Genomic DNA, 21,165 nt, shown 5'->3' with positions numbered 1-21,165 from the left:
GCATTCATGGCTGTTGGTCTTGGTCCTTTGCCCACGTTGCACCCGGTTGCCGGTTTTGAACTCGGTATCGCTTCGGCCGGCATCAAGCGCCCGGGGCGCAAGGATGTAGTGGTGATGCGCTGTGCCGAAGGCTCGACCGTCGCCGGCGTATTCACCCTGAACGCGTTTTGCGCAGCTCCGGTGATCCTGGCCAAACAACGGGTCGAAGGCCCGGTGCGCTACCTGTTGACCAACACCGGCAATGCCAACGCCGGTACCGGCGAGCCAGGCCTGGCCGCTGCCGCGCGTACCTGCGCTAAGCTGGCTGAACTGACTGGCGTCGATGCCAATCTAGTGCTGCCGTACTCCACCGGCGTGATTGGTGAGCCGCTGCCTGTAGAGAAAATCGAAGGTGCCTTGCAAGCTGCACTCGATGACCTGTCCGTGGACAACTGGGCGGCTGCTGCCACCGGGATCATGACCACCGATACCCTGCCCAAAGGCGCGAGCCGCCAGTTTGAGCACGAAGGCGTGACCATCACTGTCACCGGTATCAGCAAAGGCGCCGGCATGATCCGCCCGAACATGGCGACCATGCTCGGCTATATCGCCACCGACGCCAAAGTCTCCCGTGACGTGTTGCAAAACCTGCTGCTGGACGGCGCCAACAAGTCGTTCAACCGCATCACCATCGACGGCGACACCTCGACCAACGATTGCTGCATGTTGATCGCCACTGGCAAGGCCAACCTTCCGGAAATCACCTCTTCCGCCGGCCCGTTGTTCGCGGCGTTGAAGCAGGCGGTGTTCGAAGTGTGCATGGACGTGGCCCAGGCCATCGTGCGCGACGGCGAAGGTGCAACCAAGTTCGTCACCGTTGAAGTCAACGGCGGCGGCAATCACCAGGAATGCCTGGATGTGGGCTACACCGTGGCCCATTCGCCGCTGATCAAAACCGCGCTGTTTGCCTCGGACCCGAACTGGGGCCGCATCCTGGCTGCTGTCGGCCGTGCCGGCGTACCCAATCTGGACGTGAGCAAGATTGACGTGTTCCTCGGCGAAGTGTGCATCGCCAGCCGTGGCGCCCGTGCTGCGACCTACACCGAAGCCCAGGGTTCGGCTGTGATGCAGCGTGAAGAAATCACCATCCGCATCGAGCTGGGTCGTGGTGAGTGCAGCGAAACCATCTGGACCACTGACCTGTCCCACGAGTATGTGAAGATCAACGCGGAATACCGCACCTGATACTCACGAAGCTACATTTTCTCCTGTAGGAGCGAGCTTGCTCGCGAAGGTCGTTAACGATATCGCTGGCTGCCTGGCAGAACGTGGCGTCTTCGAGTTTTTCGCGAGTAATCTTGCTCCACAGAGTAACGTTCGTACCTCATGAAAAAGGACGTCCCATGCACCTGATCATCGGCGACAAACTCTATTCTTCCTGGTCCTTGCGTGCAGCCTTGGCCCTTGAGCTGACTGGCGTTGACTACAGCGAAGAACTGATCAAGCTCAATCAATCGGACACCCGCGAACGCGTTCTCAAATACTCGCCCACCGGCAAAGTACCGCTGTTGAAAACCGAGCACGGCGTGATTGGCGACTCCCTGGCAATTGCCGAATACCTGAATGAACAGTTTCCGGGCGCCCAATTGTGGCCTAAAGACATTGCCGCCCGTGCTCAGGCCCGCTCGGCCTGCGCGCAGATGCACAGTGGTTTCTTCGCGATTCGCGGCAATATGTCGTTTGACCTGAGCCGCAACGCGCCGCTGTCACCGGTGCTGGCTGATGTGCAGGTGGAAGTCCAGCGCATGACCGCCTTGTGGGCCGAGTGCCGCGCCGTTGCCACTGAGACTGGCCCATTCCTGTTTGGCGGTGCCTGCCTGGTGGATGCGTATTTCGCACCAATTGCCGTACGCCTGCGTACCTATCAGGTAGAGCTGTCGGCAGTGGACGCGGCCTACGTCGAGACGATTTACCAATGGCCAGCCTTCAAGGCCTGGCATAAGGCCGGTTTAGAGGAAGTAGTACGGTGAAACGAGTTCATGTAGCAGCAGCGGTCATCCGGGGCGTAGACGGCAGAATTCTGCTGGCACGTCGTGCCGACATCCAGCATCAGGGCGGTCTCTGGGAGTTTCCCGGCGGTAAGGTGGAGGCCGGTGAATCGGTTGCCACGGCGCTGAGCCGAGAGCTGCAGGAAGAGCTGGGCATTCTGGTCACCGCGGCCCGGCCGTTGATCAAGGTGCAACATGATTACCCGGACAAGCAGGTGTTGCTGGATGTCTGGGAAGTCTCGGCCTTTACCGGCGAGCCCCATGGCGCCGAAGGGCAGCCACTTGAATGGGTTGCTCCCCGGGACCTGGTGAACTATGAGTTCCCGGCGGCCAATGCGCCGATCGTCGCAGCGGCGCGGTTGCCTGCCCAATACCTGATCACTCCCGGTGAACTGGAAACCCCGACCCTGCTGCGCGGTATCCAGAAAGCCATTGCCGGCGGCATCAAGCTGGTTCAGTTACGTGCGCCCAATGGTTATGACCCAAAATACCGCGACTTGGCGGTGGACGCTGTGGGCCTGTGTGCGGGTAAGGCGCAACTGATGCTCAAGGGGCCGTTTGAGTGGCTGGGAGACTTTCCCTCGGCTGGCTGGCACATGACCTCGGCGCAACTGCGCAAGTACGCCAGCAAGGGCCGGCCGCTGCCTAAGGACCGTTGGCTGGCGGCGTCCTGCCACGATGCCGAAGAGCTGGCGCTGGCCGAGTTGATGGATGTGGATTTTGTCACGCTGTCGCCCGTGCAACCGACCCAGACTCACCCCGATGCACAGCCGTTGGGTTGGGAGCAGGCGGCGCAGTTGATCAGCGGGTTCAGCAAACCGGTGTTTCTGTTAGGTGGCGTTGGGCCCGCCGAGCTGGAAAAAGCCTGGGAAACCGGCGCTCAAGGTGTGGCAGGCATTCGGGCGTTCTGGCCTGAAGTTTGAGGCGCCAGGTGTGGACGCAGTTGTCGAGCCCCAGCGAGGCTACGTCGGCCACACCGCCGTCCTCAGAATCAACTGATCATCAATGAGGCTTCGCCGCCGCCTGCCATAAAATCTCGGCCACTCCCTGGCGCTTGGCAATCACCCGCGCTGCCACAAACAGCAAGTCTGATAGCCGGTTGATATAAGCCAGGCCTACGCCTTCCAGCGGCTCTACTGCGTTTAGATGCTGGCAGCGGCGCTCGGCACTGCGTGCCAGGCTCCGGCACACATGGGCCTGGGCAATCAATGCCGAGCCGCCGGGCAGGATGAAGTTTTCCAGCGAGCCAACCTCTTCGTTCCAGCGGTCAATCGCGGCCTCTAGCCGGTCAACTTCGGCGGCATTGAGCGCCTTGTACACCGGCATCGCCAACTCACCGCCCAGGTCGAACAAGCGGTGTTGGCAAGGTGTCAGCACTTCGATCACATCCTTCAAGGCCGGATGCTGACCACTCTGTTCCTCAAGCCCGGCCAGCAGCAAACCCAACTGGCTGTTCAGCGCATCGACTTCGCCAATGGCCTCCACCCGTGGGTGATCCTTGGGCACACGGCGGCCGTCGCCCAGGCCCGTTTCGCCCTTGTCGCCGGTACGTGTGTAAATTTTCGACAGGCGAAAGCCCATGGTTAGCGCTCCAGTTGAGTGAGTTCGTGAGGGGCGAGCTGGCTGCCCGTCAAGGGCAGGCGCAAGGTGAAGCACGTGCCTTGGCCCTGAGTCGAATGGACTTCCATCTGGCCCTTGTGATTGTTGGTGATGATGAAATACGAGACCGATAGCCCAAGCCCGGTGCCTTGGCCAATTTCCTTGGTGGTGAAGAACGGTTCGAAGGTGCGTTTGCGCACGTTTTTGCTCATGCCGATGCCATTGTCTTCCACCTGGATCTCTGCCCACGGCGGGTTGAGCCGTGTGCGCAGGATGATACGCCCAGGCTCGCTGTCTTCGCCCCGCAAGTGGATGGCCTGTGCCGCGTTTTTCAACAGGTTGAGCAGCACTTGCTCCAGTTCGTTGGCGGTACCGGGTACTGGGCCAAGCAGCGGGTCGAACTGGCGAATGATCGCCTGCCCCTTGAAGTCGAAGCCTATGGTCAGGTCGAAGTCGTTGCCGGCAATATCCACCGCCTGATCGATCAACGCCGGTAAGTCGCAGGGGGCCATCTGGCGGTTGCTGAGACGGCTGAAACTGAGCATATGGGTGACGATTTTTGCCGCGCGGGCACCGGCCTGCTGGATACCGTCGAGCAGTTGCGGGACTTCACGGCTTTGCAGGTAGCGGTTGACCGTGTCCAGTTCGACGCCCACCTGTTTGGCGTGTTCAAGGTTTTTCGGCAGTTCCGCTGACAAGCGGCGGCGGATGTTCTGCACGTTATGCAGGATTGCCCCCAGCGGGTTATTGATTTCGTGGGCCATGCCAGCGGCGAGGCCACCGACGGACAACATCTTCTCCGACTGCACCATCATTTCTTCCAGGGACAGGCGCTGGGTGATGTCATCGATACGGATCACCACCCCGCGTCCGGCACCGCCCATCAGTGGGTAGAAGGTCAGGGCGTAATGCTTGGGCTCGTCGTCCTTGATCCAGGTAACGCGCTCGATTCGCTCCACGGTGTGTTGTTCCACCGTTGCCTTGAGTTGCGGCAGGTACGGCTTGAGCGGTTCGAAGGCGAGGAAGATTGGCTGGTTTAACGCCTCGTTCAGATGGGTGCCGGAAAGTGCGCTGGCCTCCTGGTTCCATTGGGTGACGTAGAGTTGTTCGTCCAGGGCGATCAGCGCCGACGGCATCGAGTCGATGATGCTGTTCAGGTAATTCTGAAAGCCCGTGAGTTTTTTCTCGATCTTGCTGCGTACCTGGACTTCCAGCTCCAGCTTGCGGTTGGTGTGGCGGGTTTCCTCGGCCAGGGCCTGAGCCTGGTCATAGGCGGCCTGGGAGTCGTCGCGAGCGCGCTTGAGCTGCTGCTCACGGGCTTCAATGCGCGAAAGCATGGTATTGAAGGCTTCGGCCAGGCTGCCGATTTCGTCATGGTTGCCGCGACTGGCGCGCAAGGCGTAGTTCTCTTCCCGCGTGACCTGGCGTGACAGCTCTTCCAGTTCATGGATCGGTCGGGTAATCAGGCGCTTGATCTGCCGGGCAATCACCATCCACAACAGTACACTGAAAATCAAGATGCCCAGGCTGGCGGTCAAGGTGCCGGTATAGAAGGCTACCGGTAGTTCGCTGGTGGCCACCAACAACAAATGCCCCGAAGGTTTGCCGGGGCTGGGCAGGGTGATCACCTGGTTGTTGCGAAATTCGGTGATACGCCAGGCTTCGATGTGCCGGTAGTTGTCCGGCAGGTGCAGACGATCACCGTGTTGCAATTGCGCCAGGCGATTGCCTTCGCCGTCGTACAGCGCAGCGGCCCGCAGCGGCGAATAGCTGGTCAGCTCGTTGAGCAGGGTTTGCGCCTTGACGGGTGAGTCCAGGGCTTCGGTGGCGAGCGCCGGGTTGGAGACCAGCCGGCCGATGGCCTGCAAGGCCTGGGGTGCCATGCTTTCCTGGGAGATCCAGTAGGCGGCGCTGATAAAGGTCAGGTTGGCCACCAGCAGCACGGTGGTCAGCAGCACCAGCAGGGCCGCCAGCAGTTTCTGCCCAACCGGTAGATTTTCGAGGCGCTGGCGCAGTGGCATCAGGGTTTTCGCAGGCAAGGAACAAGGAGGCAGGGTAGCGCGTGCTTCAGTCGCTGGGCAATCCGTGTGCGCTCAGGTGGTTTACCAGCCGCACCTGCAGTTGTTGCAGGTGTGGCAAGCTCAACTGATGGCGCGTGGCTGCCTGGCAAGCATAGCCCAGCAAATAGCTGATTTCGGTGCGCCGTCCATTGGCGACGTCCTGATACATCGAGGAATAATTGGCCGCCGTGGCCTGGATCACCCTTTCCACTTCTGCCTGCAGGTCCTGCGCTGCCGCAGGCTGGCCGCAGCATTCCAGCAGTTCGGCCAGCTCGGCACATAACGTCGCTACTTCACACTGATGGTCTTGCAGGCCGCCGTTGCGGCATTGGTGCAGCACCGTCAGCGGATTGATCGCGCAATTGAGCGCCAGTTTTCGCCACAGGCGAGTAAGGATGTCGGTGTTCCATTCATGGGGAATACCTGCGCCGCGCAGATCGTCCAGCCAAAGCGGTGCAGTGGGGTGGCTGGCGTCACCCAACCAGGTGTAGCCATGGCCAGCAAAGACCACACACCAGTCACTTTCGCGAAAGGCACCTTCGGTGCTGGAGGCGAAAATGCAGCGTGCCAGGGGCAGTTGAGCGGCGACCGCATCCTGGCTGCCGAGGCCGTTTTGCAGGAGAATCAACTCGGCGTCGGGCGCCAGGCGATGTTCAAGCTGTGCGACGGCGCCTGGGGCGTCATAGGCTTTGCACGCTACCAGTAGCCGATGAATGGGTTCCGGGCTGTCGACGGTTTCGCCGGTGACAGGGTAGGTACGGGCTTGGCCCTGCTCAACCAGGGTCAGCCCCGAGACTGCCTGATAGCTCGCCAGGCGGGCCTTGTCACGCAGGATCAACCTGACAGGAAGGCCCGCACGCGCCAGGCGCGCGGCCCACAAAGTCCCGAGACTGCCAGCGCCAAGGACATGCCAGGTGGTCGACATCAGTTTTTGCTCCGCAAAAGCTCACAGTGAAGGAGGGTAAAGAACCGTTATAATGGCCGCGCATTTTACCCGCAAGCCAGGCCTGCTCCATCTCTACTGAGCCGCGCCCCTTTTTTATTGGAGAAACTACATGCCGTCGTTCGACGTGGTATCCGAACTGGACAAACACGAAGTCACCAACGCCGTCGAGAACGCCGTCAAGGAACTGGACCGTCGCTATGACTTGAAAGGCAAGGGCAGCTTTGAGTTCAAGGAAAAGGACCTGACTGTCAACCTGACCGCTGAAGCTGATTTCCAGCTGGAAGCGATGATCGAGATCCTCAAGCTGGCGCTGGTCAAGCGCAAGATCGACGTGCAGTGCCTTGAAGTCAAGGACGCCTACGCCTCCGGCAAGCTGATGAAGCAGGAAGCCGTACTCAAGGAAGGTATCGACAAGGAGATGGCGAAAAAAATCGTCGCCCACGTCAAGGACGCCAAGCTCAAGGTCCAGGCCGCCATCCAGGGCGAACAGGTGCGTATCACCGGCAAGAAGCGTGACGACCTGCAAGACGCGATTGCCGCCTTGCGTGCCAAGACTTTCGACATGCCGCTGCAGTTCAATAATTTCCGCGACTGATAGCGCATTGGGGAACCTGCGGGCGTTTTCGACGTCCCACGCCCCAGAACCTGCAGAAACGATTGAGCCCTTCGGGGCTCGATTGCTGTGGGCACCATAAAAGCAGCACACCCGCTCAACAGGAGAAAGTAGATGGATTTAAACGCTGAAGTGGACCAATTGATCAAGGCTTCCCAGGCCTGGATCCCGATGATCATGGAATACGGCAGTCGGGTATTGCTGGCCGTCATCACCCTGGCCGTTGGCTGGTGGTTGATCAACAAGCTGACCCACAAGATGGGTCGTTTGCTGGCCATGCGCAATGCCGACATGGCGCTGCAGGGCTTCGTCACCAGTCTGGCGAACATCGTCCTCAAGGTGATGCTGATCGTCAGCGTGGCCTCGATGATTGGTGTGGAAACCACTTCGTTCGTCGCGGCGATCGGTGCGGCGACCCTAGCCATTGGCCTGGCATTGCAAGGCAGCCTGGCGAACTTCGCCGGTGGCGTGCTGATTCTGCTGTTTCGCCCGTTCCGCATCGGCGACTGGATCGAAGCCCAAGGCACCGCGGGTACTGTCGACAGCATCCAGATCTTCCATACCGTGATCCGTACGGGCGACAACAAGACGGTCATCGTGCCCAACGGCATTCTGTCCAACGGCATCATCACTAACACTAACCGCCAACCTACCCGCAAAGTGGTGTTTGACGTGGGTGTCGACTATGAAGCCGACCTGCAGAAAGCCCGGGAAGTGTTGCTGGAACTGGCCAAGGACCCACGAGTATTGGCTGATCCTGAGCCGGTAGCGGTGGTATCGACCTTGGGTGACAGTTCAATTACCGTTTCCCTGCGGGTTTGGACCAAGACTGCGGATTACTGGGATGTGATGTTCCAGTTCAACGAACTGGCCCGTGATCGTTTGAAAGCGGCTGGGATTGATATTCCGTTTCCGCAGCGAGTTATTCGCGTTATGCAGGAAGCGCCTGCCAAGTAATAACAGGTTTGTGGATTGAACTTGGCCGAATGGTCAGGTTTGATCTGAATGCGCAAACTCGATAGCTAGCTTGCTAGTTATTGGTGCATAGAAATATAACTGCAATAAAAAAGCCGCTCACTTGTAATAAGTGGGCGGCTTTTTATTTAGGGCCGAGGCCCTGAGTTATCGTTGTAATTAAGCGACTAATTACAAGATGTTCAGCGGGTATTGCGCGATCAGACGCAGTTCGTCGATCGACGACGAACCGTAGTAAACGCCATCAGACGAACGATATGTCGCTTGCCGGATGCGCAGGCTCAGGTCTTTAGCCGGGCCTTCCTGAATCACGTACTTGGCTTCGATGTCGCGTTCCCACTCTTTGCCGTTCGAGGTCGTGGCGGTGTTCGCGCCGCTACCTGTTACGTAACGAGTCATGAAGCTCAGACCTGGTACACCAAAGGTGGCCATGTTGATGTCGTAACGAGCTTGGTAGGACTTCTCGCCTTCGGCGTTGAAGTCGGAACGTGCAATGGAGTTGGCCAGGAACACTGAGCCGCCGCCGTCTACGCCGTAGCCGTAGTCACCGTCACCGCTAACCTTTTGAGCTGCCAGGGTGAAGGTGTGAGCACCGATGGTGTAGGCGCCCTGCAAGCTGAACGCACGGTTGTCGAGCTTGGTTGTACCGTCCTTGTAGGCACGTTGCCGGCCTTGGCCGTCGCTCTTGGTGTCGTAGATGTTGAAGTCGATGGCGAAGGACTGGTCGTCGCTCAGCGCGTGGGTGTAGTTAACGTTGCTATAGATTTTGCGGAAGTAGTCTTCCACTTTCGAGTAGTACAGGCTACCGGTCAGCTCTGGAGTGAAGGAGTACACCGCACCGACGAAGTCGGCTTGGGTCAGGTGCAGGCTGTCACTGAAGGTCTGTGATTGTGCCTTGATACCGGTAAAGTGACCGGCTTCCAGCTTCAGGCCTTTGATTTCGTTGCTGGTGATAGAGATGCCTTCCGGTACCTCTGGCAGCAGACGGCTGTCATCGGAAGCGAATACCGGCGCGGTGGTGTACTGGTCACCGATTTTCAGCACGGTATCGGAGATGCGGAACTTGATCGCTGCGCCGCCACTCGAGTAGTCATCTTGCGAACGACCGTCGGAACCGGTAGGGAACAGACCAGTGCCAGCACGACCCTTGCCACTGTCGAGCTTGATGCCCAGCAGGCCAATGGCGTCAACACCGACACCGATGGTGCCTTGGGTAAAGCCCGACTGGTAAAGGGCGTTGAAGCCAAGACCAGATTCTTCGGCGCGGCTTTGCGAGCCTGGGCCCGACGGGTTGTTACGGAAATCGCGGCTAAAGTACAGAGCGCGGGTGTTGATACCGAACGTACTGTCTTCAACAAAGCCTTTGGAGTCGTCCTGGGAGGACGCCATTGCGAACTGCGAGGTACCTGCTGAAACAGCCAGGGCGATCATGCTCCACTTCATCACGCGCATTGTGATTTGCTCCTTTGGTTTTTAGGAAGAGTACTGCCGTCCCACCTATATTTTTGTCTGGGCGGCTCTTTCTTTTTTGTATCAGCGCAAACTTATAGCACGCTGACAATATTGGCGATACTTGCCGATCTATCCTTGCAGCTTCTTTACGAGGCTGTCGTAAATTGCTAGGTCCATGTCGCAAATTTACAGTCTGTGTGTAACCAGACTGACAACTTCAATGCAGTTTTTAATATCCTGAACATCGGTAAAAAAATACCGCGTTCAAAGTTACAAAACTTCCTTGGTGCGCATTGACTCACTGTTGTTTTCTACCGTGAAACACCTGCTTCCTGCAGGGTGCCGTTGCCGACGATATGGGTGGGAATGCAACAAGCGTGCACAAACCGGTAACTGAATGTCATTTTTTCGTGAAAAGCTCCGTGGCACTGTAAAAACCGCATAAGCACGGGCTTTTTGCGCCGTTTGGTTTGGCCTTGACGGTCGGGTGTTGCTCCTTTTTGCAGGGGCATAAATCAGGCGCCAACGAAAAACGTTACCCATCCACCCCGTGCGGTGAGTAATCGGCGGATGAACCTTGCACGATGCGGGGCATAAACGACTCATTTTGGTGCGAGGTGCTCGGCCGTCTAGTCGACTCGATAGTTACCGCAGTATTGGCGGTGAAGCACGGCCCATTCGCAGGTATGCTGGGCACCTGAAACCTGACCAGCCGAACGGAGTGACTGCGGTGTTCGCCTTAGATCCACGTCTGCAAAATGACACGCTGCCCATCGGGGATTTCCCCCTGTGCCGCCTGCTGCTGTCCAATGACTCGAATTACCTTTGGCTCATCTTGGTGCCACGCATCAACGGTATCCGCGAAGTGTTTGAGTTGGATGTTGCTGACCAGCAACAGGTGTGGCAGGAAAGCACTGCCTTGGCGCAATTGCTTAATGACGGATTTGCTGCCGACAAAATGAACATCGGTGCCTTGGGCAATGTTGTCAGCCAACTGCATGTGCACGTGATCGTGCGCAAGCGTGATGATGCCGCCTGGCCTGCTCCCGTCTGGGGTAAGCATCCGGCGCAGCCTTATACCGAAGAACAGGTAGCGGTGATTCGTGCGCGTTTGCGCGAGCTACTGCCTCCCGATTTTATTTTTGCGCAGGACTGAACCATGGAACTGCAAGATCGCGTGACGGAGCTTGAGAGCCGACTGGCTTTTCAGGACGACACCATTGAGACCTTGAACGATATTCTGGTCACCCAGCAGCGGGCGGTCGAACGCCTGCAGTTGCAGATGTCCGCGTTGCTCAAGCGCCAGGAAGAGATGGGCGGCCAATTCGAGTCCTCGGAAGAAGAGGCGCCGCCGCCCCATTACTGATTGGCTGGGCTAAACCCCAGACAATAAAAAACCGCGATCCAGCGTTGGCTGTATCGCGGTTTCTTTTTTTGCAGACTGAAATCAGCGACGCGGCAAGGCGGCGATCACGTCTTCAGCTTGCAGGCCCTTGTCACGGTTCATCACGGAGAACTCCACGCGCTGGCCTTCGACGAGGACGCGATGGCCTTCGCCACGGATGGCCCGGAAGTGGACGAAGATATCGTCGCCCGAATCCCGGGAAATAAAGCCGAAGCCTTTGGAGGTGTTGAACCACTTGACGGTCCCGGTATCCCGGTTGGTCATGTCGTAGCTTTGCGATGCGGCGGCCGGGGACGAACGGTAGAAGCTGATGGCCAGATGAAGAATGATAGCAATCAGTGAGATCGCCAGGCTGAGCAGGACAGCCGGATGACCGCCGACTTCAGGCATTGGCGCCAGCAGGGTAAGGGTTTGCACGACGACAGCCAGCACCAGCAGGGCGCTGACCAGATTTTGCAGTTGATGACGCGGGCCTTTGTTCCAGTAAGGAATGACTGGAGCCAGTGTCAGGTTAATAAGGCCGAAAAAGGCCAGGTATAGAGCATCGGGTTGTTGCAGGTAGGGTAGGGTTTCGGTTCGCAGACTAGGGGTAAAGGACAGCAGCAAAGCTGCAGCGCCCGTTAGCAGGTGGACGATTTTCAACATTTTGATTAACTCACGTTAAGACGGATCACAAGGAAGAGCTGACTGGCACGGTTCGCTTCTGAACAATGGGAGGCGTTGGGCACGTGCGCGGGTATCAGCCTATGCGCTGAACGCGGGAAAATAGCGGCAGCGACACGCCGCCTATTTAACAGCAAAGCCTGTGCCTTCTCAAATCAAGCGTTTCAGGCCATTACGACGGCCACGGAATTTCTCCTGCAAACGCCCGTCCTAGACAGGTGCAGTGCTTTTTTTGCCCACAGTACGTTTTTTTTGCAATGGGAAAAGCCTTGCCTGCTGCTGTTGCGCGCTGCAAAAGGCGATTTGCCGCACGTCGCGCAGAGGTGCCGGGCTGCACAAGGCCGATACTCTTGCTAGAGTGGTCCTGCACCTGATCAATGAATTTCCATTAATTGAAGGGGATAAACATGGCAATCGATATTGGTATCAATGAAGAAGATCGTAAATCCATTGTTGACGGACTTTCACGGCTGCTTTCAGATACCTATGTACTTTACCTGAAGACCCATAACTTCCATTGGAACGTGACTGGCCCGATGTTTCGTACGCTGCACTTGATGTTTGAAGAGCAATATAACGAGCTGGCGCTGGCAGTTGATTCAATTGCCGAACGTATTCGTGCCTTGGGTTTTCCAGCGCCTGGCGCGTACTCTGTCTATGCCCGTCTTTCTTCCATCAAGGAAGAAGAGGGTGTGCCCAGTGCTGAAGACATGATCAAGCAACTTGTCCAGGGTCAGGAAGCTGTTACCCGGACCGCGCGCGGGATCTTCCCGCTGCTCGATAAAGTCAGTGACGAGCCCACTGCGGATTTGTTGACCCAGCGCATGCAGGTTCACGAGAAAACTGCATGGATGTTGCGTTCGCTGCTCGATAGTCAGTAAGCCACGCTGGTGAGTGGCGTTTTTTGGCGTCACTCGCCTGTCTACCTTTCCTGCCCGCAGGCTTCCTGCTGACAGCAGGGTTGGGTATCGGGCAGAAACCGGGCTGACAGGTTCTCTATAAAGAGCTGCGCACCACTACGGCTGCACAGCCTCGATTTACCAGATATAATCCCGCCCTTTGCTGCGCATGCCGGGCTTTTTTCCAAGGTCCGGGTCAGAGCGCAGCGCAGCAGTGACCTGATCGCCGAGACATCTCCATGCCCATGTACGACTATCAATGCGCTTCCTGTGGTCATCAGTTGGAAGCCATTCAAAAGATCAGCGCCGCGCCGTTGGTCGATTGCCCTGCTTGTCAGGCGCCAGAGCTTAAAAAGATGTTGTCCATGCCGGGCTTTCGCTTGAGCGGTTCTGGCTGGTACGAGACCGACTTCAAGACCGGCTCGAAGAAGAATTTGGCCGGCGGCGACAAAGCAGACTGAGTTGAACTCTACGCGCGAGCGCTTGCATTATCCGGTGCCTGACTTAAGGTGCTGAGTTAAGCAAGACCTCCACCGAATTTCGAATTACGAGAAGTGAAACCACTATCATGATGCGCAGCCACTATTGCGGCCAACTGAACGAGACCCTGGAAGGTCAGGAAATCACCCTGTGCGGATGGGTTCACCGTCGCCGCGACCACGGCGGGGTGATCTTCCTCGATATCCGTGATCGTGACGGTCTGGCCCAAGTGGTGTTCGACCCGGACCGCGCTGAAACCTTCGCCGCCGCCGACCGCGTGCGCAGCGAGTACGTGGTCAAGATCACCGGCAAGGTACGCCTGCGTCCAGCCGGTGCCGGCAACGTCAACATGGCGTCGGGCATGATCGAGGTTTTGGGTTACGAGCTGGAAGTGCTGAACGAAGCGGAAACCCCGCCGTTCCCGCTCAACGAGTTCTCCGACGTTGGCGAAGAAACCCGCTTGCGCTATCGTTTTATCGACCTGCGTCGTCCGGAAATGCTGGAGAAGCTGCGACTGCGTTCGCGCATGACCACCAGCATCCGTCGCTATCTGGACGAGAACGGCTTCCTCGACGTCGAGACGCCGATCCTGACCCGTGCGACTCCGGAAGGCGCTCGTGACTACCTGGTGCCGAGCCGTACCCACGCCGGTTCCTTCTTCGCCTTGCCGCAATCGCCGCAACTGTTCAAGCAACTGCTGATGGTTGCCGGTTTCGACCGTTACTACCAGATCGCCAAGTGCTTTCGTGACGAAGACCTGCGAGCCGACCGCCAGCCGGAATTCACCCAGATCGACATCGAGACCAGCTTCCTCGATGAAAAAGACATCATGGGCCTGACCGAAGGCATGATCCGCAACCTGTTCAAGGAAGTGCTGGGTCTGGAATTCGGTGAGTTCCCGCACATGACCTGGGACGAGGCCATGCGCCGTTACGGTTCCGACAAACCAGACCTGCGTAACCCGCTGGAACTGGTGGACGTTGCCGATCAACTCAAAGACGTCGACTTCAAGGTGTTCAGCGGCCCGGCCAACGACCCGAAATGCCGCATCGCTGCCTTGCGCGTTCCTGGCGGGGCGAGCATTGCGCGCAAGCAGATCGACGACTACACCAAGTTCGTCGGCATCTACGGTGCCAGGGGCCTGGCGTACATCAAGGTCAACGAGCGCGCGAAGGGTGTCGAGGGGTTGCAATCGCCAATCGTCAAAAATATCCCTGAAGCCAACCTCAACGTGATCCTTGATCGCGTTGGCGCGGTCGACGGCGACATCGTATTCTTCGGCGCCGACAAGTCGAAGATCGTCAGCGAAGCCCTGGGCGCACTGCGGATCAAGGTCGGCAACGACCTGAACCTGCTGACCAGCGAATGGGCGCCAATGTGGGTCGTCGACTTCCCGATGTTCGAAGAGAACGACGACGGTAGCTTCAGCGCCTTGCACCACCCGTTCACTGCGCCCAAGTGCACCCCACAAGAGTTGGAGGCCAGCCCGGCCACCGCCCTGTCCCGTGCCTACGACATGGTGCTGAACGGTACTGAGCTGGGTGGCGGTTCTATTCGTATCCACCGCAAGGATATGCAGCAATCGGTCTTCCGCCTGCTGGGTATCAGCGAAGCGGAACAGGAAGAGAAATTCGGCTTCCTGCTCGACGCCCTGAAATACGGCGCGCCACCCCACGGCGGCCTGGCCTTCGGCCTTGACCGTCTGGTGATGCTGATGACCGGTGCGCAGTCGATCCGTGAAGTGATCGCCTTCCCGAAAACCCAGAGTGCTGCCTGCGTGATGACGCAAGCACCGAGTGTGGTGGATGCCAAGGCTCTGCGCGAGCTGCACATCCGTCTGCGTGAAGTGCCGAAGGCTGAGTAAGGCTGCTGCGTGAAAGCGCGATAAGGTTTACGCAGTCAAAAAGGCGCATCTTCGGATGCGCCTTTGCGTTACAAGGTCTTTGCGTTAAAGAAAGAAGTCCTGCCTGGGGCGGGATCGTTAAGGTTTCTAGAGAATTTCGGAGTTGTGTTATGGCTGGCCATTCCAAGTGGGCGAACATCAAGCACCGCAAAGAGCGTCAGGATGCCAAGAAGGGCAAGATCTTTACCAAGTGGATTCGCGAGCTGACCGTCGCTGCCCGCCAGGGTGGCGCTGATCCGGGCTCCAATCCGCGTCTGCGCCTGGCGCTGGATAAGGCCCTGGGCGCCAACATGAGCCGCGATATTATTGATCGCGCCGTGGCCCGTGGTGCCGGTGCGGCCGAAACCGACGATATGGTCGAACTGAGCTACGAAGGCTATGGCCCCGGTGGCGTGGCGGTGATGGTCGAGTGCATGACCGATAACCGCAACCGTACTGCGGCGGCAGTGCGCCATGCGTTCAGCAAGTGCGGCGGCAACCTGGGCACTGATGGTTCGGTGGCTTATTTGTTCGAGCGCAAGGGGCAGATTTCCTTTGCGCCAGGCGTTGACGAAGATGCGCTGATGGAAGCGGCCATGGAGGCCGACGCCGACGACGTGGTGACCAACGAAGACGGTTCCATCGACGTGTTCACCTCGTTCGCCGGCTTCTATTCCGTGCGCAATGCCCTGGAAGCCGCCGGCTTCAAGGGTACCGATGCGGAAATCGTCATGCTGCCGACCACCAGCGCGGAGCTGGATCTGGACGGCGCCGAGAAGGTGCTGAAGTTGCTCGATATGCTGGAAGACCTGGATGACGTGCAGAACGTCTACTCCAACGCCGATATTGCGGAGTCCGTGGCCGAACAGCTCGGCTGATTGGCTTTGTGTCTGGATACATCACCTCTGTGGTGAGGGAGCAAGATCCCTCGCCACAATGAGTGTCTGGCCTCAGGTTTTGGGTTCCGCGTTTCATTCCTTAACTGTTCGGCAATAGGCGTTATGACTCTTATCTTAGGTATCGACCCCGGTTCGCGAATCACCGGCTTTGGCGTGGTCCAAGATACCCCGCGAGGCTGTGTCTACGTCGCCTCCGGTTGCATCCGCACGGGCTCTGGCGAGTTGGCCGAGCGTTTGCAAATTGTCTATCGCGGCGTACGTGAAGTGATCCAGACCTACGGCCCGGTGACCATGGGCATTGAAAAGGTCTTTATGGCTAAAAACGCCGATTCTGCCTTGAAGTTGGGCCAGGCCCGTGGCGCCGCCATTGTTGCCGGTGCCGAGGAAGGCATGGAGATCGCCGAATACACTGCGACCCAGGTCAAGCAAGCAGTCGTCGGCACTGGGGCCGCCAATAAAGATCAGGTGCAGATGATGGTCATGCACATGCTTAAGCTCACTGCCAAACCGCAGATCGACGCCTCCGATGCCCTGGCCATTGCCATTTGTCACGCCCATACCCGCTCCAGCCTGCTGCCTCATGGATTGGGCGCGGCACGCAGTCGTGGCGGGCGGCTGCGTCTCTGATAGCATCAGCGCAATCATTTTGCATGTGGCGCATGAGACGGCCTGTGTTGTCGGCCGACATGGCTACGTTATTCCAGGTCAGGCCCTGATCTGACTGAAGCTTTAAGGATCTGAAACGTGATTGGACGCTTGCGCGGCACCTTGGCTGAGAAACAGCCGCCGCACCTGATTCTGGATGTAAACGGGCTGGGGTATGAGCTGGAAGTGCCCATGACCACCCTCTATCGCCTACCGTCGGTCGGCGAGCCGCTGACCTTGCACACGCACCTGGTGGTGCGCGAAGACGCGCAATTGCTCTATGGTTTTATTGGCAAGCGCGATCGTGATTTTTTCCGCGAGCTGATTCGTCTCAACGGCGTCGGGCCAAAACTGGCCCTGGCCTTGATGTCGAGCCTGGAAGTCGATGAGCTGGTGCGCTGCGTCTCGGCCCAGGACACGTCGGCGTTGACCAAGGTGCCGGGTGTCGGCAAGAAAACCGCCGAGCGACTGCTGGTGGAACTCAAGGACCGCTTCAAGGGTTGGGAGGTGGTGCCGAGCATGTTTGCCCTGGTACCCAATCAACCGGATGCTCCGGGTGTGCCGGTGGCCAGCGCCGAGAGTGATGCAGTCAGCGCGCTGATTTCCCTGGGTTACAAGCCTCAGGAAGCCAGTAAGGCTGTGTCGGCGATCAAGGACAAGAACCTGAGCAGTGAAGACATGATCCGCCGCGCCCTGAAGGGAATGATTTAAGTGATTGAAGCTGATCGTCTGATTGCGGCCACCGGCCCTCGCGACCGTGAAGAAGTACAGGATCGGGCCATTCGCCCCCTAAGCCTTGCCGAATACATTGGCCAGCCCACCGTGCGCGAGCAGATGGAGCTATTCATCCAGGCGGCGCGCGGGCGTAACGAGTCCCTGGACCACACGTTGATCTTCGGCCCGCCGGGCCTGGGCAAGACAACCCTGGCCCACATCATTGCCCAGGAAATGGGTGTGTCGATCAAGAGCACCTCGGGGCCGGTACTGGAGCGTCCGGGCGACTTGGCGGCGCTGCTGACCAACCTTGAGCCTCATGATGTGCTGTTTATCGACGAAATCCACCGGCTCTCACCTATCGTCGAAGAAGTGCTGTACCCGGCCATGGAAGACTTCCAGCTGGACATCATGATCGGCGAAGGGCCGGCGGCGCGCTCGATCAAACTCGACTTACCTCCCTTTACCCTGGTGGGCGCGACCACTCGTGCCGGGATGCTGACCAATCCGCTGCGAGACCGTTTCGGCATTGTTCAACGTCTAGAGTTCTATAGCACTGCCGACCTGGCGACTATTGTCGGTCGTTCTGCGGGGATTCTCGGTTTGCCGCTGGACCCTGATGGCGGCTACGAAATCGCCCGTCGCGCCCGTGGGACGCCGCGTATTGCCAACCGTTTGTTGCGTCGGGTAAGGGACTTTGCTGAAGTGCGCGCCAATGGCCATATCACCAAGGCCGTCGCCGACCGAGCGCTCAACCTGCTGGATATCGATGAGCATGGCTTCGACCATCAAGACCGGCGCTTGCTGTTGACCATGATCGAGAAGTTCGACGGTGGCCCGGTGGGTGTGGACAGCCTCGCGGCGGCCATCAGTGAAGAGCGACATACCATCGAGGACGTGCTGGAGCCTTACCTGATCCAGCAGGGCTATATCATGCGTACGCCGAGGGGCCGCGTAGTGACTCGGCATGCGTACTTGCACTTCGGGTTAAACATTCCGTCACGATTGGGCGAGATGCCCGTGGTAGACGAATTCCTTGATGCGGTAGACGATTAAAAAGGCGTGGCGAGTCGATTTATTCAACGTTTGTGCTGTCCTAGTGGCTGGTGTCGTCATTCTTTCGTTAGAAATGTGTACGAGAATGCAAAAACAGTTGCCTGGCCGGATTGGCAACCTGAGGAGTAAGCACTAGAGTATGCGCGCGCAAAACGGGGATCAGTCGTTCACACATCGTTGTCGCGTTTATTACGAGGACACCGATGCTGGCGGCATCGTGTATTACGTCAATTACCTCAAGTTCATGGAGCGGGCTCGAACCGAGCGGCTACGGGAGATGGGCTTTGCCCAATCCACGCTTGCAGGGGAGGACCTGTTGTTCGTCGTGCATTCCAGCGAGGCTCGTTACTACGCGCCGGCGCGACTGGACGATGAACTGTTGGTCAGTGCGCAAATAACCGAATTGAACCGTGCCAGCCTGCGCTTTAAACAGCAGGTCAGGCGGGCTACGGATGCAACGCTGCTCTGTGAGGGGCAGTTCCTGGTGGCCTGTGTGCGCACCAATAGTTTGAAACCCCGGGCCATTCCCGAAGCTCTACGTGCGGCCTTTGCCGCCGTGAGCGGCGCGGGTAAACATTCAGAGCAGGAGATAAAGCGTGGAAGCTAACGTCGTCGACCATTCCTCCATGTGGAGCTTGGTCAGCAATGCCAGTGTCGTGGTTCAACTGGTGATGCTGATCCTGGTAGCCGCATCGGTTACCTCATGGGTCATGATTTTTCAGCGCAGCAACCTGATGCGCGCCGCTCGACGTGCCCTGGAGAGCTTCGAGGAGCGCTTCTGGTCGGGTATCGACCTATCCAAACTGTACCGCCAGGCTGGCAGCAATCCGGACCCGGATTCGGGCGTGGAGCAAATCTTCCGCGCCGGCTTCAAGGAGTTCTCCCGTCTGCGTCAGCAGTCGGGTGTTGATCCGGAAGCGGTCATGGAAGGCGTGGCCCGTGCCATGCGCGTCGCCATTTCCCGTGAAGAAGAGAAGCTGGAGCAGAGCCTGCCATTTCTCGCCACCGTCGGTTCCGTCAGCCCGTACATCGGTCTGTTTGGTACCGTGTGGGGGATCATGAACTCCTTCCGCGGCTTGGCCACGGCCCAGCAAGCGACTCTGGCCACTGTGGCCCCCGGTATCGCCGAAGCCCTGATCGCCACGGCCATCGGTCTATTCGCTGCCATTCCCGCAGTAATCGCCTACAACCGTTTTGCTGCTCGCGGCGAAACCTTGATCAGCCGTTACTACACCTTCGCCGATGAGTTCCAGGCGATCCTGCACCGTAAAGTGCACACCAGCGAAGAATAAGCAGGTAATTCCCAATGGCTTTAATCGCTCGAGCTCGGAAAAAGCGCAAGCCGGTCGCCGAGATGAACGTAGTGCCTTACATCGACGTGATGCTGGTGCTGCTGGTTATCTTCATGGTGACCGCGCCGATGCTCAATCAGGGCGTGAAGGTTGATCTGCCCAAGGTTTCCAGTGAAGCCTTGCCGCAAGACAACAACACCCAGGTCCTGACCATTTCGATCAAGGCTGACAAGACCTATTACTGGAACCTTGGCAGCGAAGTCGATACCCAGAAACAGCAAGACAAGGCCATGACCTTGCCGCAGATGACCGAGGCAGTGACCAAGATCATTCGCGCCGGCAACGAAGGCGGCAAGCACACCCAGGTGTTCATCCGTGGCGACAAGGTCGTCGACTACGGGTCCGTCATGGGTGCCATGGGCGGCCTGCAGAAGGCTGGGGTCGGTAATGTTGGCTTGATTACCGAGGCGCCCTGATGCACCAACAGCGAGAGCCGTCCGCTTCGGAAAGCTTCTTTTGGCCTAGCGTCTGGGCAATTGCCCTGCACGTCCTGGCGTTTGGCATGCTGTTCGTCAGCTTTGCCATGACGCCGGACCTGCCGCCAGCCAAGCCGATCGTGCAGGCGACCCTGTATCAACTGAAATCGAAAAGTCAGGCCACCACCCAGACCAATCAGAAGATTGCGGGTGAGGCCCAGAAGTCGGCTGCGCGCCAGACTGAAGTCGAACAGATGGAACAGAAGAAGGTCGAGCAGGAAGCGGTGAAGGCTGCGGAACAAAAGAAAGAAGAGTCTGCTCAAAAGGCCGAGGAAGCTAAAAAGTCTGACGAAGCGAAGAAAGCCGACGAGGCTAAAAAGGCTGATGAAGCCAAAAAAGCCGATAAAGCTGCCGAAGCTAAAAAGGCTGAAGAGAAACAGTTGGCTGATGTAGCCAAGAAAAAATCTGAAGAAGAAGCCAAGAAAGCTGCCGAAGAAGAGGCCAAGAAAAAGGCCGCTGAAGAGGCTAAGAAAAAGATAGTCGAAGACGCGAAGAAAAAAGCCGCGGACGACGCCAAGAAGAAATCTGAAGCAGACGAGGCGAAGAAAAAAGTCGCCGACGATGCGAAGAAGAAAGCCTCTGCTGATGCGGCCAAGAAAAAGGCGCAGGACGCAGCGCGTAAATCGACCGAAGACAAAAAGGCCCAGGCCTTGGCCGATTTGCTTTCCGACACGCCTCAGCGTCAGCAGGCCTTGGCCGATGAACGTGGTGATGAAGTCGCGGGCAGTTTCGACGATCTGATTCGAGCACGGGCAGCGGAAGGTTGGGCACGCCCACCTTCGGCGCGCAAAGGCATGACAGTAGTGCTGCAGATCGGCATGTTGCCGGACGGTACGGTGACTTCGGTCAGTGTGGCCAAGTCCAGTGGTGATGGTTCGTTCGACAGTTCCGCGGTTGCAGCGGTCAAGAATATTGGCCGGTTGACCGAGATGCAGGGAATGAAACCAAGCGACTTCGCTCCCTATCGTTCATTCAAGATGACATTCACACCTGAGGATCTAGCCTTGTGAGAAACCTTCTTC

General features: G+C 58.1%; 23 protein-coding genes. 18 read left to right on the top strand and 5 right to left on the bottom strand.

Annotated features, from left to right (window positions below):
- Positions 1-6: 6 nt before the first annotated feature.
- The 3 genes from argJ (at position 7) to AAEZ06_RS18045 (ending at position 2,950) form a co-directional block, all read left to right on the top strand.
- On the top strand, positions 7-1,224 hold the full coding sequence (argJ, locus tag AAEZ06_RS18055; protein ID WP_149411966.1) for a bifunctional glutamate N-acetyltransferase/amino-acid acetyltransferase ArgJ: 1,218 nt from the start codon (positions 7-9) through the stop codon (positions 1,222-1,224).
- A 158-nt stretch (positions 1,225-1,382) separates the two neighbouring features.
- Positions 1,383-2,009, top strand: coding sequence for a glutathione S-transferase family protein (locus tag AAEZ06_RS18050; RefSeq protein ID WP_350615451.1), 627 nt, complete (start codon positions 1,383-1,385; stop codon positions 2,007-2,009).
- Complete coding sequence (locus AAEZ06_RS18045; RefSeq protein WP_133099588.1) at positions 2,006-2,950, top strand: Nudix family hydrolase; 945 nt, start codon at positions 2,006-2,008, stop codon at positions 2,948-2,950. Before AAEZ06_RS18050 ends, AAEZ06_RS18045 begins: the two co-directional genes overlap by 4 nt.
- Before the next feature lie 79 nt (positions 2,951-3,029).
- On the opposite strand, the gene AAEZ06_RS18040 is transcribed toward AAEZ06_RS18045, so the two are convergent.
- The 3 genes from AAEZ06_RS18040 to AAEZ06_RS18030 are packed head-to-tail and all read right to left on the bottom strand — an operon-like array spanning position 3,030 to position 6,611.
- A complete protein-coding gene (locus tag AAEZ06_RS18040) occupies positions 3,030-3,608 on the bottom strand; it encodes a cob(I)yrinic acid a,c-diamide adenosyltransferase (RefSeq protein WP_149411968.1) in 579 nt (192 codons plus the stop codon).
- A 2-nt stretch (positions 3,609-3,610) separates the two neighbouring features.
- Complete coding sequence (locus tag AAEZ06_RS18035) at positions 3,611-5,647, bottom strand: sensor histidine kinase (RefSeq protein WP_350615449.1); 2,037 nt, start codon at positions 5,645-5,647, stop codon at positions 3,611-3,613.
- A 46-nt stretch (positions 5,648-5,693) separates the two neighbouring features.
- Positions 5,694-6,611 (bottom strand): putative 2-dehydropantoate 2-reductase, encoded by a 918-nt coding sequence (locus AAEZ06_RS18030; RefSeq protein WP_149411970.1) that lies wholly within the window; start codon positions 6,609-6,611, stop codon positions 5,694-5,696.
- Positions 6,612-6,741: 130 nt separating this feature from the next.
- On the opposite strand from AAEZ06_RS18030, the gene AAEZ06_RS18025 reads away from it, so the two are divergent.
- Entirely contained in the window at positions 6,742-7,227 is a 486-nt protein-coding gene (locus AAEZ06_RS18025) for a YajQ family cyclic di-GMP-binding protein (RefSeq protein ID WP_133099584.1), read from the top strand.
- 132 nt (positions 7,228-7,359) lie between these two features.
- A complete protein-coding gene (locus AAEZ06_RS18020; RefSeq protein WP_149411971.1) occupies positions 7,360-8,202 on the top strand; it encodes a mechanosensitive ion channel family protein in 843 nt (280 codons plus the stop codon).
- Positions 8,203-8,391: 189 nt separating this feature from the next.
- Here AAEZ06_RS18020 and AAEZ06_RS18015 read toward each other — a convergent pair whose 3' ends face one another.
- Positions 8,392-9,672: an OprD family porin gene (locus AAEZ06_RS18015; protein WP_350615446.1), complete on the bottom strand. Its 1,281-nt coding sequence runs from the start codon at positions 9,670-9,672 to the stop codon at positions 8,392-8,394.
- A 730-nt stretch (positions 9,673-10,402) separates the two neighbouring features.
- Between AAEZ06_RS18015 and AAEZ06_RS18010 the strand changes: the two genes are divergently transcribed.
- Entirely contained in the window at positions 10,403-10,828 is a 426-nt protein-coding gene (locus tag AAEZ06_RS18010; protein ID WP_350615444.1) for an HIT domain-containing protein, read from the top strand.
- Between the two features lie 3 nt (positions 10,829-10,831).
- Positions 10,832-11,038 (top strand): SlyX family protein, encoded by a 207-nt coding sequence (locus AAEZ06_RS18005; RefSeq protein WP_133099580.1) that lies wholly within the window; start codon positions 10,832-10,834, stop codon positions 11,036-11,038.
- Positions 11,039-11,119: 81 nt separating this feature from the next.
- Here the strand turns inward: AAEZ06_RS18005 and AAEZ06_RS18000 are convergent, their stop codons facing one another.
- Positions 11,120-11,722, bottom strand: coding sequence for a cold-shock protein (locus tag AAEZ06_RS18000; RefSeq protein WP_350615442.1), 603 nt, complete (start codon positions 11,720-11,722; stop codon positions 11,120-11,122).
- 425 nt (positions 11,723-12,147) lie between these two features.
- On the opposite strand from AAEZ06_RS18000, the gene AAEZ06_RS17995 reads away from it, so the two are divergent.
- From AAEZ06_RS17995 to tolA, 11 genes are all read left to right on the top strand, one after another.
- Positions 12,148-12,621: a Dps family protein gene (locus AAEZ06_RS17995; RefSeq protein WP_350615440.1), complete on the top strand. Its 474-nt coding sequence runs from the start codon at positions 12,148-12,150 to the stop codon at positions 12,619-12,621.
- A 257-nt stretch (positions 12,622-12,878) separates the two neighbouring features.
- Positions 12,879-13,100, top strand: a complete 222-nt coding sequence (locus tag AAEZ06_RS17990; RefSeq protein WP_010208103.1) for an FmdB family zinc ribbon protein — start codon at positions 12,879-12,881, stop codon at positions 13,098-13,100.
- Positions 13,101-13,207: 107 nt separating this feature from the next.
- Positions 13,208-14,983, top strand: coding sequence for an aspartate--tRNA ligase (gene aspS / locus AAEZ06_RS17985; protein ID WP_149411975.1), 1,776 nt, complete (start codon positions 13,208-13,210; stop codon positions 14,981-14,983).
- A 149-nt stretch (positions 14,984-15,132) separates the two neighbouring features.
- Entirely contained in the window at positions 15,133-15,879 is a 747-nt protein-coding gene (locus AAEZ06_RS17980; RefSeq protein WP_149411976.1) for a YebC/PmpR family DNA-binding transcriptional regulator, read from the top strand.
- Between the two features lie 123 nt (positions 15,880-16,002).
- The gene (gene ruvC, locus AAEZ06_RS17975) at positions 16,003-16,527 is read left to right on the top strand and encodes a crossover junction endodeoxyribonuclease RuvC (RefSeq protein WP_133099575.1); all 525 of its coding nucleotides are present in this window, start codon (positions 16,003-16,005) and stop codon (positions 16,525-16,527) included.
- Between the two features lie 117 nt (positions 16,528-16,644).
- A complete protein-coding gene (gene ruvA / locus AAEZ06_RS17970; RefSeq protein WP_149411977.1) occupies positions 16,645-17,256 on the top strand; it encodes a Holliday junction branch migration protein RuvA in 612 nt (203 codons plus the stop codon).
- Positions 17,257-18,315, top strand: a complete 1,059-nt coding sequence (gene ruvB, locus AAEZ06_RS17965; protein WP_149411978.1) for a Holliday junction branch migration DNA helicase RuvB — start codon at positions 17,257-17,259, stop codon at positions 18,313-18,315.
- A gap of 139 nt (positions 18,316-18,454) precedes the next feature.
- Positions 18,455-18,922: a tol-pal system-associated acyl-CoA thioesterase gene (ybgC, locus tag AAEZ06_RS17960; protein WP_149411979.1), complete on the top strand. Its 468-nt coding sequence runs from the start codon at positions 18,455-18,457 to the stop codon at positions 18,920-18,922.
- A complete protein-coding gene (gene tolQ / locus AAEZ06_RS17955) occupies positions 18,912-19,607 on the top strand; it encodes a protein TolQ (RefSeq protein ID WP_149411980.1) in 696 nt (231 codons plus the stop codon). The genes ybgC and tolQ overlap by 11 nt, the downstream gene beginning before the upstream one ends.
- A gap of 23 nt (positions 19,608-19,630) precedes the next feature.
- Positions 19,631-20,083: a protein TolR gene (gene tolR / locus AAEZ06_RS17950; RefSeq protein ID WP_178114448.1), complete on the top strand. Its 453-nt coding sequence runs from the start codon at positions 19,631-19,633 to the stop codon at positions 20,081-20,083.
- On the top strand, positions 20,083-21,153 hold the full coding sequence (gene tolA / locus AAEZ06_RS17945) for a cell envelope integrity protein TolA (RefSeq protein WP_149411981.1): 1,071 nt from the start codon (positions 20,083-20,085) through the stop codon (positions 21,151-21,153). The genes tolR and tolA overlap by 1 nt, the downstream gene beginning before the upstream one ends.
- Positions 21,154-21,165: the final 12 nt, after the last annotated feature.

Source organism: Pseudomonas sp. HY7a-MNA-CIBAN-0227 (assembly GCF_040310325.1).
Lineage (GTDB): Bacteria > Pseudomonadota > Gammaproteobacteria > Pseudomonadales > Pseudomonadaceae > Aquipseudomonas.
The sequence above is the reverse complement of the archived record's forward strand: the minus strand, read 5'-3'. Positions and strand labels throughout refer to the sequence as shown.

Excerpts from the sequence above, each read along its gene's own strand:
- AAEZ06_RS18025 (WP_133099584.1), top strand. The coding sequence starts at position 6,742 with ATGCCGTCGTTCGACGTGGTATCCGAACTGGACAAACACGAAGTCACC.
- AAEZ06_RS18005 (WP_133099580.1), top strand. The coding sequence starts at position 10,832 with ATGGAACTGCAAGATCGCGTGACGGAGCTTGAGAGCCGACTGGCTTTT.
- argJ (WP_149411966.1), top strand. The coding sequence starts at position 7 with ATGGCTGTTGGTCTTGGTCCTTTGCCCACGTTGCACCCGGTTGCCGGT.
- AAEZ06_RS18020 (WP_149411971.1), top strand. The coding sequence starts at position 7,360 with ATGGATTTAAACGCTGAAGTGGACCAATTGATCAAGGCTTCCCAGGCC.
- AAEZ06_RS18035 (WP_350615449.1), bottom strand. The coding sequence starts at position 5,647 with ATGCCACTGCGCCAGCGCCTCGAAAATCTACCGGTTGGGCAGAAACTG.
- AAEZ06_RS17995 (WP_350615440.1), top strand. The coding sequence starts at position 12,148 with ATGGCAATCGATATTGGTATCAATGAAGAAGATCGTAAATCCATTGTT.
- AAEZ06_RS18050 (WP_350615451.1), top strand. The coding sequence starts at position 1,383 with ATGCACCTGATCATCGGCGACAAACTCTATTCTTCCTGGTCCTTGCGT.
- AAEZ06_RS18040 (WP_149411968.1), bottom strand. The coding sequence starts at position 3,608 with ATGGGCTTTCGCCTGTCGAAAATTTACACACGTACCGGCGACAAGGGC.
- ruvC (WP_133099575.1), top strand. The coding sequence starts at position 16,003 with ATGACTCTTATCTTAGGTATCGACCCCGGTTCGCGAATCACCGGCTTT.
- aspS (WP_149411975.1), top strand. The coding sequence starts at position 13,208 with ATGATGCGCAGCCACTATTGCGGCCAACTGAACGAGACCCTGGAAGGT.
- AAEZ06_RS18015 (WP_350615446.1), bottom strand. The coding sequence starts at position 9,672 with ATGCGCGTGATGAAGTGGAGCATGATCGCCCTGGCTGTTTCAGCAGGT.
- AAEZ06_RS18030 (WP_149411970.1), bottom strand. The coding sequence starts at position 6,611 with ATGTCGACCACCTGGCATGTCCTTGGCGCTGGCAGTCTCGGGACTTTG.
- tolA (WP_149411981.1), top strand. The coding sequence starts at position 20,083 with ATGCACCAACAGCGAGAGCCGTCCGCTTCGGAAAGCTTCTTTTGGCCT.
- AAEZ06_RS17990 (WP_010208103.1), top strand. The coding sequence starts at position 12,879 with ATGCCCATGTACGACTATCAATGCGCTTCCTGTGGTCATCAGTTGGAA.
- ybgC (WP_149411979.1), top strand. The coding sequence starts at position 18,455 with ATGCGCGCGCAAAACGGGGATCAGTCGTTCACACATCGTTGTCGCGTT.
- AAEZ06_RS17980 (WP_149411976.1), top strand. The coding sequence starts at position 15,133 with ATGGCTGGCCATTCCAAGTGGGCGAACATCAAGCACCGCAAAGAGCGT.
- AAEZ06_RS18000 (WP_350615442.1), bottom strand. The coding sequence starts at position 11,722 with ATGTTGAAAATCGTCCACCTGCTAACGGGCGCTGCAGCTTTGCTGCTG.